The organism is Mitsuaria sp. BK041, assembly GCF_014193085.1.
Lineage (GTDB): Bacteria > Pseudomonadota > Gammaproteobacteria > Burkholderiales > Burkholderiaceae_C > Roseateles.
The window spans coordinates 2,448,803-2,465,398 of the sequence record NZ_JACHYT010000001.1 but is presented as its reverse complement, the minus strand read 5'-3'; the positions used below and the strand labels follow the sequence as shown (position 1 = coordinate 2,465,398).

Genomic DNA, 16,596 nt, shown 5'->3' with positions numbered 1-16,596 from the left:
AAGGCCCGTCGGGAGGAAAGCCGCATGACGCGGTGGCACGGCAATGAACATCGTGGGATCCTGAAGAGCTACTGCGAGCGTGTAGGTGAAACTCTACAGGACGATGCAATGAAAAACCTGTGCAGGAATCCGCACTTTTGCCACTTCGTGTAGTCGAACAACTACGTACCGTAGGGGGACGGTGGCGCTGCGGGCGTGCCGGGCACGACGCGCAGTTCGACCACCGTGCCCTGACCGGGTGCGCTGTGGATCGACAGCGTCCCGCCCAGCAGGCGGGCCCGCTCATGCATGCCCATCACGCCGTAGCCGGCGGGCCGGCCACTGGGGTCGAAGCCGCGACCGTCGTCGCGCACCGTGAGGATCCACAGGCCGTCGTCGAAGGACAGCGACAGGGCCGCCCGGGTCGCGTCGGCATGACGGCGCACGTTGTTGAGCGATTCCTGCGCGACGCGGAACAGCTGTGTGGCGGCCTCGGAGCCCAGCTGGCCGGCGCCCGCCGCGACGGACACGTCGCAGGGCAGGCCGGTGTCGCGGCTGAACTCGGTGCCGAGCCAGCGGAAGGCCGCTTCCAGGCCGCCATCGAGCGCCGGCGGACGCAGTTGCGAGACCACCGCGCGCACGGCGGCGACGAGCCGGTCGACCCGCTCATGCAGCAGGTCCAACTGGCCGGCGTCGATCGAGGCGGTGGCCCGTGCGGCGCGCGCGCGCATGACGGCGATCTCCAGGCGCAGCGCCGCCAGCTGCTGGCCCAGCTCGTCGTGCAGCTCGCGGGACACCCGGGTGCGCTCCTGCTCGAGCGCCAGCGCGTTGTGCTCGCTCAGCCGGTGCAGCGCCTCGCGCGAGGCCTGCAGCTCGGCCGTGCGCTCGTCGATGGCCCGTTCGAGCGTGCGCCGGCGCGCCCGCGCGCGGCGCTGCGTCCACAGCGTCAGCGCCCACCAGAGCGCGCCGAGCAGCGCGAGGTAGGTCAGCCGCATGCCGGGCGAGTTCCACCACGGGGGCGCGATGGTGAAGGGCAGCACCAGCTCCGGCCCCGGTGGCTCCAGCGGCACGCGGCCGGCGGCCCGCAGCGTCAGCAGGTGCCGGCCCTCGTCCATGGCGCCGACGTCGATGGACGCGCCCTCGACCGTGCGCCACGGCGCCTGCGGCGACAGCCGGTATTCGATGCGGCGGTCGCGCGGCAGCGAGAGTGTCGGCGTGCCCAGCGTGATGCGCAGCTGGCGGTCGGTCCAGGGCACCGGCGCGGTCGGCGGCCCGCTGAACTGGTGGGTGCCGAATTCCAGCCGGTCCACCCGCAACACGGCGGGCGCGCCCGGCGGCGGCGGCCGCCGGCGCACCCGCGTCGCGCCGCCGCTGGTGCCGATCCAGGCGTCGCCGGCGGCGTCCAGCAGGAAGCTGTCGTCATTGACGTCGTTCCACACCAGGCCGCTGTCGCGGTCCAGCAGGCCCAGCCACTCGCCCTGCGGGCCGAGGCGGAAGACGCCTCGTCCGGTGCCCAGCCAGATCTCGTTCCCCGGGCCGCGGACCACCCACATCGGATCGGCCCCGCCGAAGGACGCCTTGGGGATCCGCCGCCGCAGCTGCGCGCGGTCGCCGGACAAGGTGTAGGTCGCCACGCCCCGGTCGTCCGACGCCCACAGCGCGCCCTCCGCGACCGTCGCGGTGTAGGCCGTGAGCACCCGGCCCTGGTCGTCGCGCAGCGGCACCCAGGCGTCGCCTTGCGCGCGGAAGACCTGCCACCGGACGTTGATGAACCAGTCCGTCGTGCCGTCGCTGAAGACGGCGACGGCCGGCTCGCCGCCGGGCAGGTCCGTGGCGACCGGCTCGCGCTTCACGCCGCCGCCGTGAGGCTGGGGAATCAGCCGCTCGATCCGCGAGCGACTCGTGAGGTAGAGCTGTCCGCCATGGCCGGTCAGCAGGCCCAGCAGCGCAGGCTCGGTGAGCACGCGGCGGGCCGTCGTGCCGCCCGCCTTGATGGTGTTGAGCTGGCCGCGGTCCAGCCACCAGAGGTCGCCCGCGGCATCGATGGCCGCCCCCGCCACGATGCCGGCGACGCGGGGCGCCGTGGCGGCGGAAGGGGGCAGCGGCTGGAAGCGGCGGGCCGCGGCGTCGAACCAGGCCAGGCCCTCGCGGGTGATGGCCCAGTGGCGGCCGCTGCGGTCCTGCAGCAGGCGGAAGACGACGTCGGACGGCAGGCCCGAGGCGCGGCTCCAATGGTCCACGTCGCCGTAGCCGATCCAGCGATGGAAACCCTGGCCGGACGCGCCCAGCCACAGCGCGCCGTCGCCGTCCACCAGCAGGCTGCGCACGGCCGAGTCGGGCAGGCCGTCATCGCGGGACCAGGTTTGCCAGGCCTGGCCGTCCCAGCGGGCGATCCCGGTCGCCGTGGCCATCAGGATGCCGCCGCGGGGATCCTCGATGAGGGGACTGCTGGCCTCCCATTCCTGGTTCACCATCGGCGCCTCGACGGTCTCGAAGCGCTGGGCGCCGGGCGCCAGGCGGGCCAGGTGGCTGCGACCGCGCGCCCACAGGCTACCGTCCCGGCCGACCAGCAGCGTCGCCCAGGTTTCCGGCGGCAGGCCCTGCGCGGCGGACCACAGCGTCACCGCCGCCTGGCGTCGGTCCCAGGCGCACAGGCCGTCGCCGCAGCCGAACCAGAGGCGGTCGCCGAGCCGCCGCAGCGGGATCGTCTCGACGTAGCCGGCCGCCGGCGGGCGGTCGAGGGCAGCCACGGGGAGGGGCTCGGCGCGGACCGTGGACGGTCCGGCATCGCTGACCGTGGCCGTCCAGAACCGATGGTCGCGATCGACCGCCACCAGCACGCCGCGCTCGTCGACGTCGAACTGGCCGTCGAAGGCCACGTCCAGCGGCTGGCCGTCGGCGCGCCGGATCTCCACCCAGTCCGCGGCCTCGCCGCCCTCCGGGCGTGCCGCGTCGCTCGACGGGCGCCGCAGGAACAGCCCCTGGTCGGTGGTCAGCCAGAGCCGGCCGAGCCCGTCGACACGGCCGCCCCAGATGCCGTTGCCGACCGCGACCGGCAGCGGCTCGCGATGGACCCGGAAGCCGTCGAAACGGAACAGGCCGTTCTCGGTGCAGATCCACAGCACCGCGCGCCGGTCCTGCGTGAGGCAGGTGGGGGTGAGGTTCTGCAGGCCCTCGCGCTCCTGGTAGGAGGCCAGCACGATGCGCTCGGCGCGCGCGGGCAGGGGCAAAAGCACCGCCAGCAGCGCCAGGGCGAGGGCGGCGACGACAGCGAGGAGCGGAAGACGCGCCCGGCGTGAGCGAGCCGGCAGGCTGCGCGAGGCGGCGGGTGGGCCGCTTGAGGGGAGCAGGTCGAGCAGGCGCCGCGCCGGCGACACGACCGGGGCGAGCCCGGTCGCGTGCTCAGTCGACGATGCCATGGCGCACGGCGTATCGCACCAGGTCGCTCAGGGAGGCCTGGTCCAGCTTGTCCATGAGGCGTGTCTTGTAGGTGCTCACCGTGTTCGGCGCGACCTGGAGCGCGGCGGCGATGTCCACCAGCGACTGGCCGCGCACCAGCGCGACCAGCACCTGGCGCTCGCGCGGGGACAGCGATTCCAGCGGCTCCGGCGCTTTCGGTTCCTGGCGGATCAGCGCGGCGCTGAGCGAAGGGTCGACGTAGCTGCGGCCGGCGGCCACGTGGTGCATGGCGTCGATCAGCAGCTCGGTGGAGATGTCCTTGGTCAGGTAGCCGCCCGCGCCGGCCTCCAGCGCGCGGCGCGCGATGTGCGGATCGGCATGCATGGTCAGCACCAGCACCGGCAGCCCGGCATGGGCGGCGTGGATGCGCTGGATCAGCTCGACATCGGTGCAGCCCGGCATCAGCAGGTCCAGCAGCAGCAGGTCGACGCCGCCCTGCGCCAGGCGGGCCATCACCTCGTCGGCGTTGGCGGCCTCGCCGGCCAGCTCGATGCTGTCATCGAGCTCCAGAACCTTGCGCAGACCCTCGCGCACCAGCGCATGATCGTCCGCGATCACCACGCGGGTCTTGGCGGCGGGGCTCACCGCCAAGCCCCCCGGTCGCGCGCGGCGGGTCCGCGGGGATGCGAGGCGGATCGCGGGAAAAGAGCCGCCCGCGCAGGGCGCGGGCAGGGGCGGTCGCTGGATATGCTGGGTGTCATCGTCAATGCACGAACTTGCCTCCGGGGCCGATCATTGTCATCTCAACCCGATGGGTGCCGGCGTGGTCGGTGGGCGAGTAGGAGATCCGGTAGCCGCCCGCGTCCCAGCCCTGCATCGACTCGAGGGCGGCGATGAGCCGGGCGCGGTTCGGTTCCTTGCCGGCGCGGCGCAGTCCTTCGGTGAAGACCTTGGCGGCCAGGAAGCCCTCCATCGACCCGAAGCTGCGGTGCGGCACGCCAGCGCGCTGCAGCGCCTGGTTGTACTCGCGCTGCAGCGCGGTGCCTTCACCCCAGGGGAAGGGCACGACCTCGGAGATCCACACGCCGCTGCCCTCGCCGCCGAGCTCATCGGCCAGCGACTTGCCGCCGACGTAGGAGGTCGCGACGAACTGGCCGGCGTAGCCCTGCTTCTTCATCGTCTTGATGAGGGCGGCGCTCGAGGTGTAGGAGGCGATCAGGATCACCGCCTGCGGATGACCGGCGGCCAGCTTGCGGGCGACGTCGGCCACCTCGGTGGCGTCGCGCTCGACGGCGGCCATGCCCACGTTCTTCACGCCGCGCTGCGTCAGCGCGCGTGTCACCGACTCCAGCGCCGCCTTGCCGAAGGCGTCGTCCTGATGGAGCACCGCGACGCTGCGCAGGCCGCTGGTCGAGAGCTGCTCGACGATGTAATCGGCCTCCTGGTTATAGCCGGCGCGCACATGGAAGATCTGCCGGTTCAGCGGCGTGCGCAGCGCCTCGGCGCCGGTGGACGGCGCGAACAGCGGCACGCCCGCCGCGGTGGCGACCGGCACGGCCGCCAGCGTCGTGCCGGTGCCGACGGTGCCGAACAGCGCGAACACGTCGTCCTGCTCGATCAGCGCCTTGGCCTGGCGGGCGGTCTCGGCGGGGTCGTAGCGATCGTCGCGGGTGCGCAGCTCGACGCGATGGCCGTTGACGCCTCCGCGCTCGTTGAGCGCCTGGAAGTAGGTCCGTGCGCCCAGGTTGTATTCCTCGGCCAGCTTGACCGACGGGCCGCTGAACGGCGCGACCTGGCCGAGCAGGATGGTCCCGGTGACCGCAGGATCGGCCGCGGCGGCGGCGCCGGCCACCGCCATGGTGGAGAAAAAGACACCCAGTGTGGAGAACATGCGCATGGCAAGACTGCTGGTTGGAAGGGGTGGCCGCAGCTTACGGAGGGACCGCGCCGCAGACATCACCGAGCGCTGACGCCGCGTTCACTGGCGCGGAAATTTGCCCGGAAGACCGCCAGCCGCACTGCCGCACTGCCGCACTGCCGCTCAGCGCCCGAGGTGCAGCTTGAAAGCGCCGACGAGCTCGGTCAACCGGCGCGCCTGCTGGCTCAGGCTGTCCGCGGCGGCGGCGGATTCCTCGACCAGCGCGGCGTTCTGCTGCGTCACCTGGTCGAGCACGTGCACCGCCTTGCTGACCTCGCCGATGCCCAGGCTCTGCTGGCCGGTGGCGGTGCCGATCTCGGTGATCAGCTCGGCCACCTGCCGGATCTGCCGCACGATCTCGTCCATCGTGGTGCCGGCGCCCTCGACCAGGCGCGACCCGGTCTCGACGCGGCTGACGTTCTCGCCGATCAGCGCACGGATCTCCTTGGCGGCGGTGGCCGCGCGCTGGGCCAGCGTGCGCACCTCGCCGGCCACCACCGCGAAGCCGCGGCCCTGCTCGCCGGCGCGCGCCGCCTCCACGGCCGCGTTGAGCGCCAGGATGTTGGTCTGGAACGCGATGCCGTCGATGACGCCGGTGATGTCGGCGATCCGGGTCGAGCTGGCGCTGATGTCGCGCATCGTCGCGACGATCTCGGCCACGGCCGAGCCGCCGCGGGTGGCGACCTCGCTGGCGGTGGCCGCGAGCGCCGTGGCGTTGCGCGCCGAGTCGGCGCTGCGCTGCACAGTGGAGGCGACTTCCTCCATCGCCGCGGCCGTCTGCTCGAGGCTGGAGGCCTGCTCCTCGGTCCGGTGCGACAGGTCCATGCTGCCGGTGGCGATCTGGGTCGAGCCGGCGGCGATGGACTCGCTGCTCAGCCGCACCTCCCCGACGATGCGCACCAGGCTGTCGTTCATCGAGCGCAGCGCGGCCAGCAGTTGCCCGGTCTCATCGCGGGCGCCGACCGCGATGGTGCAGGTGAGGTCGCCGGCCGCGACCGTCTCGGCCACCCGCACCGCCTGGGCGATGGGCCGGGTGATCGAGCGCGTCAGCAGCACGGCGATGCCCACCGCCAGCAGCACCGCGATCACCGACAGCACGATCATCAGCGTGCGGGCGCCGCGGGCCAGCGCCGAGGCCTGCGCGCCGAACTCCTCCATGCTCTCCGCCTGGGTCTCCACGAAGCGCTCGACGGCCCCCAGGTAGACGGTCTGCAGCGGCAGGATGTCCGTCACCAGGAGCGTGCGGCCCTCGTCGACCTTGCCGGCCTTGATCAGGTCGACCAGCTGCCGCTCCTTGTCCTTGAACTTCGCCCGGCCGTCGATCAGCGCCTGCAGCGCCGCCTTGCCGCGTTCGCTGTGCACCGTCGCGCCGAGCTGGTCGATCGCGCGACCGACCACCGGCAGCGAGGTTTCGATCTTGGCCAGCTCGCCCTCGACGATCGCGCGGTCGGACACGATCAGCGCGGTGCGCATCGCGCGCAGCTGCTTGTTGACCTCGTTCTCGACGGTCTGGGCCAGCTGCACCTTGACGAAGCGGTCATGCAGGATGACCTCGGTGTCGGCGTCCACCGCGCTGATCTTGGTGACACCGATCACCGCCAGCACGATCAGCAGCGCGATCACCGCCGCGAAGCCGCCGGTCAGGCGGGCACCGATCTTCAGGTTGGCGAATGCGGTCACGATGATCTCCCTCGTCGAATGGACGGGTTGTAGCGCATCGGCAGGCCACCGCGCCAGCGCGGTGGCCCCCGTTCAGATCGGCGCTTCGGCCAGGGGGAAGGGCGGGAAGGCGCTGTCGCAGGCCCGCGGTGCCTGGGCGCCGCCGCGCTGGTCGATCAGCTTGAAGGTCGACGACGCCGCGAAGGGGATCGTCACCGGCCCGGGGCCCAGCGTCAAGGTCGCATCCTCCGGTTGAGTGGGTCCGCCCTTCTTGCCGTCGGCGGTGAGGAAGCTCGTCGAGTCGAAGACGACGTTGTCCAGGGTCATCTTCAGCGGGTTGACGACGCTGCCGTTGCGATAGCCGCGGAAGACCAGCTTGCCGGCGCCGAACTTCGCGCTGCTCAGCACATGGATGTTCTGCAGCAGGATGTCGTTGATGTTGGGCGCGGTGCTGTGGTTGCCCGAGCTGTAGTAGGGCGTGAAGATCAGCGGCTGCTTGACGTTGCGCATGCAGACGTTGGCGAAGATCACGTTGCTGACCGTTCCGCCGACGCTGTCGTAGGTCTTGATGCGCAGGCCGTTGACCTGCGCGTCGTCGAAACCGTCGATGCTGAGGTCGTCGACCCGCACCTGGTTCACGCCTTGCGTGGTCTCGCTGCCGATCGACATGCCATGGCCGTGGTACAGGTCGTTGTGGGCGATGTAGATGTCGGAGGCCGGCGCGTCGGCGGCCTTGATCGCGATGTGGTCGTCGCCGGTGCTGATCGACGAGTGCGCGATCCTGACCTTGGAGCTCTCGACCACGTCGATGCCGTCGGTGTTGGCGGCCGTGGCCGGGGTGAAGCAGGTGCTGGGCTGGGTGGCGGCGACGTCGGGGTTGGGCGTCGTGCCGGCGGCGCAGGCGTAGTTGGGCTTGGCGTAGGCCAGCGACGGCGCCAGCACCTTGGTACCCCAGGCCACGAAGCCGGTCAGCCCGCTGACGACGACGTGCGCGTTCGGCGAGTTGAGCAGCGAGATGCGATAGAGCGTGAAGTTGCTGCCGCCGATCAGGTTGACCAGGCGCGGATTGTTCTGCTTCTTGCCGGTCGCCTCCAGCAGGTTGGCGACGTCCCACCAGGTCATCTTCCCGGCGTTGGGGCCGGAGGTGAGCACCGCGCCGCCGCGGCCGTCGATGCGGCCGTCGCCGACGATGCGGCTGTTCGCGGCATTCTTCAGGCGGATCAGCGCATTGCACGACTTGCCGTCACCGCCGGCGGTGCCGCAGCGGCCGCCGCCGTTGTCGAAGTCCTTGGGGCTGCGGGACGCGAAGAGCGTCACGTTGCTGTCGACCCACAGCGTGACGCCGCTGTTCAGCACCAGCGGTCCCGACAGGAAGGCGTTGGCGTTGCCGCTGGCGACCAGGCGCACCGCCTGGCCGGCGGGGCAGTGATTGATGGCGTCCTGGATCTGGGCGGTGTCCGGTTGCGAGTGCGTGGGATCCGCGTCGACCGAGCTCGGCAGCAGGCCGCCGGTCTGCGTCAGCGAGGCGGTCAGGGTCTTGCACACCTCGGTGGCGGTGGGCAGGCGCGGTTCGGCCGGCAACGTCGGATTGAACGAGGCGGCGTGCGCCGCCGGCAGGGCGGCCGCGCCAAGCGCGGTGACGGCCGCGAGGTGGCGGATCGAGCAGGACAGGGACATGGGATCCTTGAAGTCGGTGCGCCAGCTGCGGTGGGGCCGAGGCGGGCGCGAAGCATTGATCGGGGGCCGCAGCTTACGGAGGAGTCGCCACGCAAACATCACCGAGTTCGCACCGTCGCGTCACCGGCGTGGAAACAGGCGGTATCGGTGGATGCACCGCTGCGGGTGGCACGCCCGTTCGATAAGCTCGCCGGCGACCATGACCGCAGGAGACGACATGAGGAATGCATGGGGCGACGTCCCCGAGGCCGACGAGGCGCGGGCCTCGGCCCGGACGGCGCGCCGGCCGCGGCTGCGCACGGCGCGTGCGGCGTTGGCGGTGCTCGCGCTGGGCCAGGCGCTGGGCGCGGCGGCCGATTGCGGCCCGGCCGCGCTGGGCACCTCGCGCGTGCTGACGCTGCCACGTGAAGCCGCGGCCTACGGTCGCTCGCAGCACGGGCCACTGCCGCTGCAGCCGGGCGAGGTGGTGATCACCTTCGACGACGGGCCGCGGCCGGCCTCCACCCCGCTCGTGCTCCAGGCGCTGAAGGCCGAGTGCGTGCGGGCGACCTTCTTCATGAACGGCGAGCCGATGCTGGCCGATGCGGCGCTCGCCAGGGAGGTGAAGGCGCAGGGGCACAGCGTCGGCCTGCACGGCTTCCGCCATCCCCACTTCGCGTCACTGCCCGCATCGGAGCAGCTCGGCGACCTGCGGGCGGCCGAGGCCGCGTACCGCGAGGTCTTCGGCGGCCGGGCGGCGGCCTACCGCTTTCCCTTCCTCGAGGAAACACCGGTCCTGCGCGAGGCGCTCGCGGCCTCGCGCTACACCGTGATGTCGGTGGACCTGGGCGTCGAGGACTGGGAGCCCCAGAGCGCCCAGCAGATGGCCGACAAGCTCGCGCAGCGCCTGGGCGCCTCGGGTGGCGGCATCGTGCTGCTGCACGATGCGCAGGACCGCACTGCCGCGGCGCTGCCGCTGCTGCTGCGCACGATCAAGGCCCAGGGCCTGCGCGTGGTGCACCTGCAGTGGCGCGAGGAGTAGGGCCGTTGTCCGCGATGAAGGCCGCGAGCGGCGCGCGTTCGCGCGACGAGGATCATCCGGCGACGGCGACGGCGACGGCGATGGCCCGCCGGGCCGCCGCCACGCGTCATGCGGCGCGGTCGGGCGCCTGCACTGCCATCGTGGCGAAGGCCACGCGGTTCCTGCCGTCGCGCTTGGCCTCGTAGAGCATCTCGTCGGCCCGGGCGAGGCAGGCCTCCGCGGGCGCGCTGCCGTCCGCCACCCAGGCCACGCCGATGCTGGTGGACACCGGCAGGGGCGTGCCGTCCTCGACGATCCGCAACTGCTCGACGCTGGCCCGGAGTCGCTCGGCGATGGAGCGCGCCACCGCCTCGGTGACGTTGGGCGTGTACACCAGGAACTCCTCGCCGCCGGTGCGGGCCAGCAGATCGGACTCGCGCAGCTGCGCCTTCAGGCAGCTGGCGAAGGCCACCAGGACCGCATCGCCGGCGGCGTGTCCGTACTGGTCGTTGATGCGCTTGAACCGGTCCAGGTCCAGCTGGAGGACCGCACTGTGGCCTCGCAGCTGCTTGGGCAGGCGCGTGCCGAGCCAGCGGCGGTTGCCCACGCCGGTCAACGGGTCCGTGTCCGCCAACTGGGCGAGGCGCACTTCCGCGCGCTCCTTGGAGATGGTGGCCACCATCAGGGCGATGCCGAAATGGCAGAACATCTGCACGAAGAACGCCAGCGAGAAGCCGGCGCTGCCCGCGGTGCCATTCAGGATGAACACCAGCCTGAGCGTGTAGACGCCGCCGCTGAGCGCCAGGAGCGCCGCAAGCAGCCGGCTCGATGGCAAGGCCTCGAGGCGATGATTGCGCAGCATCTCGTGGGCGCTGCACGCGAGCGACAGCACGGCGGCCGCATGGAACACGCCGGCGCGGCTCAGGTTGTCGCGGGGGAATCCGGTGACCAGCCCCACCAGAAAACACAGCAGCACCGGCGTCAGCAGGAGCCCCCAGCGGACGCGGCGGCGGCCGCTCATCGCGAGGATGCCGGCGAGGAACACCGCATAGCCGGCCGTGCCGAGCAGCAGGCTGCCGTGCGTCCAGACCGCCGCGGGCAGGGCGGCTTCCTCGCCCTTCCAGGCCAGGGCGGCTCCGGCGGCCAGCATGAGGTAGGCGATCGCCAGCCCCATGAGGCCCTCGGGGCGGCATGAATTGCGACGGACGTGGACGATGGCGAACGCGCCGGCGAGCAGGGACGTGTTGTAGAACAACAGGACGGTCGGCAGATCGAGACGGGACAGCATGCGGGGACTCGGCCGGCACACGAGCGGCCGGGTGCGCGGGTCTGGCGGTTGAGGACCACCCCGCGCAGGCCGGCCATCGGTATCGAACCTCGGTGGCTGTCGCCGGGGCAGGCGATCGTGGGGCGGTCCGCATCCCGAGGGATGGGCCGCGCCCCGCGCGCATTCTCGTCGCAGAAGCTGGCCGATGGACGACCGGGCGCCGCGGCGACCCGCGGCCGCCACGCGTCCGATGCTGCCTGCCGCTCAGCGCAGCGGGGCCGGATTCGCCAGGTAGGCCTTGAACAGGCGGGCGAACTGGCCGCCGTCCGTCGTGATGTTGACCGAACCCGCGCCGCCGCCGCTGAACACGATCGCGAACACGCCGCGGGCGGTGTACTCGGTCGGGTGGGTCAGCATGTACTGGACGTGGTTGTCGCGGTAGTGCCCCCAGGTGCCGCCGGGCGTGGACGAGGGCACGCCCATCGGCGTCTGCCAGAACAGGATGGGCAGGTTGCCGAGCTTGCCCTGCACGGCGACCCATTGGGCGAGGTCCTGATGGAAGTTGGGCGTCGCCACGTTGTTCTCGTCCCAGTAGAACGGCCCGTTGCCACGACCGGCGCACTCGGACGGAGGCGGCGAGACCTCGAAGCAGCCGGCATCGCGGTCGCTGGTCTGGGCCACCATGAAGTCGGCCTTGTCGGCGCCCAGCTTCAGCATGAAGTTGCCGACGGTGGTGGCGTCGCGGCCCCAGAAGGACGGCGGGAAACCGATCCGGGCCTTGGGCGCGTAGGTCCGCCCCAGCGCCAGCAGGCAGCCCGCCATGCCGACGGCGTTGTCCGGCTGGTTCGCGCATTCGGCCACCTGGCTCACGCGCGCCGGCACCTTCGTCGGGTCGCCGCCCGGGGCGCCGGTCAGCACGAAGCCCCAGAAGTCCGGCTCCAGGTTGACCAGCGTGGGCAGGTTGGTCGCGCCGATCTTCTGGTACATGAGCTTGACCTGGGCCCAGTAGGGGGTCATGAAGCTCGCGTCGTTGATCGCGGCGAGGTTGCCCTCGCCCCGGCTCGCCATCTGGTAGAGCGTGAACATCGGCACCGCGCCGACGGCCGACACGTTCGCGGCCGTGTAAGTCACATAGGCCCCGTCCGGGCTGTTCCAGGTGGGCCACGCGCCACTACCGACACCGACCAGGTAGGTGTCGATGATGTCGGGACGGATCTGCTGCGTCGTCATCTCCGCGATCGGGTTGCCGGCGCCCAGGCCGCCCAGCAGCCGGTTGGCCGTCCCCAGGGCCGTGGTGATCGAGACCGCAGGCGAAGGTGCGGGCGCTGGAGCAGGCGCCGGAGCGGGTGCAGGCGAAGGCGCGGGCGAAGGTGCGGGCGCCGGCGAAGGTGCGGGCGCCGGCGTGGGTGCTGGTGCCGGCGCGGGGGAAGGTGCCGGGGCCGGGGCCGGGGCCGGCGCTGGAGCGGGCGAAGGCGAAGGCGAAGGCGAGGGCGAAGGCGAGGGCGAAGGCGAGGGCGAGGGCGAGGGCGAGGGCGAGGGCGAAGGTGCCGGTGCGGCACCAAGCGGCGGTGCCGGCGCGTCGGTCGCTGGCGATGAGGCCGATCCGCCGCCACCGCAGGCGGCGAGGCCTGCCGTCAGGAGGGCGAGCGCGAGCCGCTGGACCGCGGGCGTGGCGTTCGGGATGGACGACATGGGTTCCTTTCGAATGATGTGAAGCGTCATGCGCGCGCGGCGGTGACAGGTCCGTTGCAAGTTGTTGGCATCGCACTGACGAAATTTGTCAGCGTTGTCATCCAACGCGGCCAAGGAATGTCAGACGCGGCTCGGACGGAGCCGCTTTAGGTGCCTCGCGCGTCGTGCGCGCGAAGGAGTGCAATTCGCGGGCCAGCACTTGCCCATCGACAGCGAGGGCTTGTGCGATTCACCCCGGCTTGCCTTGACGCTTGCGCCAGGCCTCGATCACCCGCGCGGCCAGCGCGTCAGCCTCGCGCTGCTGCTCGGCCGTCAATGGCGGCGGCACCGCACCCCACTGGGCCATCATCTTTTCCGTGTCCGCCATCGCATCGCGGCTGGCCTTTTCCATCTCCGCGCCCGACATCAAACCCTGGATGCGAAATTGCGCTTCCTTGTAGGCCTGCCGCTGGACCTCGGTGATGCCCATCGCGCCCGGATTGAAGGCGAAGCTGAAGGTCACCAGCGCCATGAAATCGCCGTCCTCGGCCGTCTGACGCGCCTCGCGCTGCAGCTGCCCGCGCAGCGCCGGATCGATCGCCTGCCGGTTCGCTCCCAGCCATTGCAGGTAGGGCAGCGCGGCGTCCTTGGCGCCGCCGTCGTGGGCACGCTTGAGCAGCTCGCCCTGGCGCGCGAGCGTGGCGGCATCGAAGACCTGGCAGTGACGCTGGAAATCCTGCGAGCGGCGGATCCATTCCTGGCTGGACAGACCCGTGATCCGCTGAAGCTGCCGACCCGTCGCGGACGGTTGATCGCGCTCCCGGTACTGGTGGTCCACCATCGCGTCCGCGCCCTGGCAGGCGGAGAGCATCATGGCCGCCTCCAGCATGTCCTTCGGCGTCCCATGGCCGTCCAGCGCCAGCTGGACCCGACGCAGCGCGTCCTCTGGCCAGCCGGGCGCAGGAGGCGGGGCGCTCGTCGAGCCGGGCGCCGACGAGGCGACCGTCATCACGGCCGATGCCGCCTCCGTCTTCGCCGCGGGAAGCGGCGAGCCGGGTTCATTCGTGGGCGAGCTCGCCGCCGTTGCCTTGGCGGGGCCAGCGGCATCGCTGGGCCGGCTCGACAGCCACCCGCCGGCCGCCAGCAGCAATGCGCCGATGACCACGGCCAACGCCATGCGGCGACGCGACCGATCCGCGCGCGAACCCTGATTCGATGCCATGCCGATGTGTCCTTCCTTCGTTCGAGCCTGCCCGGGCCGCGCCCGGGCGATGGCGGCCGGACAGCGTAACGCCGTGGACCGGTGCGACGCCCGCTCAGAACGCCGGCAGTCGCGCGCGGCCGGTGACCTGCAGGGTCAAAGCCTGACCCGGCGCGCGCACGCCGGTGATCGCCGGCACCGGTTGTCCTCCGCCGATCCACAGCCACACCGGCCCGGCCTCCACGACGCGCTGCCCATCGGCCTGCACGACGCTCATCGCCTTGGCGTCCAGATCGACGCTGAGCCGGCGCGATTCGCCGCCGCGCAGCACGACCCGCCGGAAGGCCACCAGCGTGCGTTCCGGCGCGAGGGCACCGGGGCGCCGGGCATAGACCTGGACGACCTCGGCCGCCTCGCGTCCGCTCTCGTTCTTCAACAGCACCGACAGCCGCGCGCCTTGTCCGGCCCGGACCCGGGGGCTCGCGAGCCGGGCCTGTGCATAGCTGAAGCGCGCGTAGCCCAGCCCATGGCCGAAGGGGAACAGCGGCTCGCCCTTGAACCAGCGGTAGGTGCGCCCCTGCATGCCGTACGCCTTGAAGGGCGGCAGTTGCTCGGCCGACCGGTAGAAGGTGACCGGCAGCCGGCCGGACGGACTGAAGTCGCCGGCCAGCAGTTCCGCCACCGCCTGGCCGCCTTCGCCGCCCGGATACCAGGCCTGCACGATGGCCGCGGCCTGCGATGTCGCGGCGCCGAAGGCCATGGCGCTGCCGCTGAAGTTCACCAGCACCAGCGGGCGGCCCAGGCCGGCCAGGCGCTCCAGCAGCTTCTGCTGCGGTGCCGGCAGATCGATCCGGGTGCGGTCCCCGCCCGCGAAACCGGGCGCCAGCACCGTCATCTCCTCGCCTTCGAACTCCCAGGTCAAGCCGCTGGCGAAGACCACCAGGTCGGCCTCGCGCGCGGCAGCCAGGGCGGCCTCGTCACTGGCGCCGGGCCGGCTCCACTGCAGGCGCTGCTCGCCTTCCCAGCCGGTCTGCAGCGCCTCCACGCGCAGGGCGTAGGTCCGCCCCGCCTCGAGCTGCACGCCGCGGGTGCTGGTGGGCCAGGCGATGTCCCACAGGTCCACCACCCGTTCGCCGTCGATCCAGACGCGGTAGCCCCGGTTCCCCTTCAGCCGGAACAGATGCTCGCCACTCTCGGCGGCGCGCACGAAGCCGCTCCAGCGCGCCGATTCCTGGCGGTCATGCGCATCCGGCCAGCCCCATCGGAAGCGGGCTTGCGCCTCGACCGTCGACGAGATCGGCGGGCCCTCGAGCTGGAGATTGGCGAAGCGCTCGAAGCTCAGCCCGGGGCGGGTGCAGGCGGCGTCGGCACACAGCCGCTCGGCCGGCAGGTCTTCCAGCGGCGGCGCCACCCAGCCCGTGCCTTCGACGAAGTCGATCCGGGCATCCGGATAGCGGGCCTTCAGGCCGGCCAGCAGGGTGACCGGCCGGGACGGTGTCCCGTTGTAGTTGCCCACCAGCGCGTCGACGCTGTCGGCGTTGGGACCGATCACGGCGATGCGCCGGGGCGGTGTCTTCAATGGCAGCAGCCCATCGTTCTTCAGCAGGACCAGCGAGCGACGGGCCGTCTCCAGGTTGAGCGCGCGATGCGCGGGTGTGTCGAACTCGTCCGCCGTGATCCCGGCGAAGGGCCCTTGCCCGGGCGGGTCGAGCAGGCCCAGGCGCAGGCGAACGTCGAACAGCCGATGCAGCGCCCGGTCGAGGTCGGCCTCGGCCAGCAGTCCCTGCCGCACGGCCGCCACGGTAGTGGTGGGCGAGGCGGTGCTGTTGCCGCCGAAGTCGCAGATCAGGTCGGTGCCGGCGCGCACCGCCAGGGCCACGGCGGCCTCGGGCGTCTTCACATGGTGGTGGGCGCTGTCCTGGTGGATGTCGGCCACCGCGCCGCAGTCCGACACCACATGCCCCTGGAACTTCCATTCCTCGCGCAGCCGCTGCCGCAGCAGCGGCTCGCTGGCGCACGCGGGCACGCCGTCGACCGCGTTGTAGGCGCACATCACCGATTCCGCGCGGCCTTCGGTGACCGCCGCATGGAAGGCCGGCAGGTAGGTGTCCACCAGGTCGCGCGGCGAGACCCGCACGTCCTCCTTGTGGCGGTCGGCCTCGGGGCCGCTGTGCACCGCGAAGTGTTTCACCGCCGCGGACACGCGCGGATGCCGCGGGTCCGGTCCCTGCAGCCCCTGGATGAAGGCCACGCCCATGCGCGCGGTCAGCGCCGGGTCCTCGCCATAGGTCTCCTGGCCGCGGCCCCAGCGGGGGTCCCGGAAGATGTTGACGTTGGGCGACCACACCGTCAGGCCGCGGTACAGGCCGGAGGAGCCGTCGGCACCGACGGTGCCCCGGAACTTGGCGCGGAACTCGATGCCGATGACTTCGCCCACGCGCTGCACGAGCGGCGTGTCCCAGGTCGCCGCCAGGCCGATGGCCTGGGGGAACACCGTCGCCACGTCGGCGCGCGCGACGCCGTGCAGGCCTTCGCTCCACCAGTTGTAGGCCGGGATGCCGAGCCTCGGAATGCCCGGCGACTCGTGCTGCAGCTGGCTCGCCTTCTCGGCCAGCGTCATCCGCGCCACCAGCGCCTGCGCCCGTTGCATCGAGGGGCTCGGCGGCGCACCGGTCGTGGCGGGCGGCGGTGCGTTCCCGGTCGTGGATGCGGCGGGGGCGGCCGCGGCGCCGGTGGTCGACGCGCACGCCAGCGACATGGCCAACGACATGGCCAACGACGTCGCCAGCACCGTGGTCAGGGGAGAGGCCGGGACCGACATCGCG

At 72.0% G+C, this 16,596-nt stretch carries 12 protein-coding genes; 3 read left to right on the top strand and 9 right to left on the bottom strand.

Annotated elements, in window-relative coordinates:
• Positions 1–161 precede the first annotated feature (161 nt).
• From FHT38_RS10440 to FHT38_RS10420, 5 genes are all read right to left on the bottom strand, one after another.
• On the bottom strand, positions 162–3,398 hold the full coding sequence (locus FHT38_RS10440; protein WP_183491707.1) for a histidine kinase: 3,237 nt from the start codon (positions 3,396–3,398) through the stop codon (positions 162–164).
• Positions 3,382–4,023, bottom strand: coding sequence for a response regulator transcription factor (locus FHT38_RS10435; protein ID WP_221213990.1), 642 nt, complete (start codon positions 4,021–4,023; stop codon positions 3,382–3,384). The genes FHT38_RS10440 and FHT38_RS10435 overlap by 17 nt, the downstream gene beginning before the upstream one ends.
• A 118-nt stretch (positions 4,024–4,141) precedes the next feature.
• Entirely contained in the window at positions 4,142–5,275 is a 1,134-nt protein-coding gene (locus FHT38_RS10430) for an ABC transporter substrate-binding protein (RefSeq protein WP_091724681.1), read from the bottom strand.
• Between the two features lie 144 nt (positions 5,276–5,419).
• The gene (locus tag FHT38_RS10425; protein ID WP_183491705.1) at positions 5,420–6,976 is read right to left on the bottom strand and encodes a methyl-accepting chemotaxis protein; all 1,557 of its coding nucleotides are present in this window, start codon (positions 6,974–6,976) and stop codon (positions 5,420–5,422) included.
• Between the two features lie 72 nt (positions 6,977–7,048).
• Positions 7,049–8,632 carry a glycoside hydrolase family 28 protein gene (locus tag FHT38_RS10420; RefSeq protein WP_183491704.1) on the bottom strand — a complete coding sequence of 528 codons (1,584 nt, stop codon included), beginning with the start codon at positions 8,630–8,632 and terminating at the stop codon, positions 7,049–7,051.
• Between the two features lie 217 nt (positions 8,633–8,849).
• Here FHT38_RS10420 and FHT38_RS10415 point away from each other — a divergent pair, with 217 nt between their 5' ends.
• Positions 8,850–9,653, top strand: coding sequence for a polysaccharide deacetylase family protein (locus FHT38_RS10415; RefSeq protein ID WP_183479650.1), 804 nt, complete (start codon positions 8,850–8,852; stop codon positions 9,651–9,653).
• Positions 9,654–9,759: 106 nt separating this feature from the next.
• On the opposite strand, the gene FHT38_RS10410 is transcribed toward FHT38_RS10415, so the two are convergent.
• Both FHT38_RS10410 and FHT38_RS10405 read right to left on the bottom strand, forming a co-directional pair.
• A complete protein-coding gene (locus FHT38_RS10410; protein WP_183491703.1) occupies positions 9,760–10,920 on the bottom strand; it encodes a GGDEF domain-containing protein in 1,161 nt (386 codons plus the stop codon).
• Between the two features lie 243 nt (positions 10,921–11,163).
• Positions 11,164–12,129 carry a hypothetical protein gene (locus FHT38_RS10405; protein ID WP_183491702.1) on the bottom strand — a complete coding sequence of 322 codons (966 nt, stop codon included), beginning with the start codon at positions 12,127–12,129 and terminating at the stop codon, positions 11,164–11,166.
• A 64-nt stretch (positions 12,130–12,193) separates the two neighbouring features.
• Here FHT38_RS10405 and FHT38_RS10400 point away from each other — a divergent pair, with 64 nt between their 5' ends.
• The gene (locus FHT38_RS10400; RefSeq protein WP_221213989.1) at positions 12,194–12,613 is read left to right on the top strand and encodes a hypothetical protein; all 420 of its coding nucleotides are present in this window, start codon (positions 12,194–12,196) and stop codon (positions 12,611–12,613) included.
• Between the two features lie 207 nt (positions 12,614–12,820).
• Here FHT38_RS10400 and FHT38_RS10395 read toward each other — a convergent pair whose 3' ends face one another.
• Positions 12,821–13,444 carry a hypothetical protein gene (locus FHT38_RS10395; protein ID WP_183491700.1) on the bottom strand — a complete coding sequence of 208 codons (624 nt, stop codon included), beginning with the start codon at positions 13,442–13,444 and terminating at the stop codon, positions 12,821–12,823.
• On the opposite strand from FHT38_RS10395, the gene FHT38_RS10390 reads away from it, so the two are divergent.
• Entirely contained in the window at positions 13,443–13,781 is a 339-nt protein-coding gene (locus FHT38_RS10390; RefSeq protein WP_183491699.1) for a hypothetical protein, read from the top strand. The two genes, FHT38_RS10395 and FHT38_RS10390, sit on opposite strands and share 2 nt — an antisense overlap.
• A gap of 105 nt (positions 13,782–13,886) precedes the next feature.
• Here FHT38_RS10390 and FHT38_RS10385 read toward each other — a convergent pair whose 3' ends face one another.
• Positions 13,887–16,421 carry a glycoside hydrolase family 3 C-terminal domain-containing protein gene (locus FHT38_RS10385; RefSeq protein WP_221213757.1) on the bottom strand — a complete coding sequence of 845 codons (2,535 nt, stop codon included), beginning with the start codon at positions 16,419–16,421 and terminating at the stop codon, positions 13,887–13,889.
• Between the last annotated feature and the right edge of the window lie 175 nt (positions 16,422–16,596).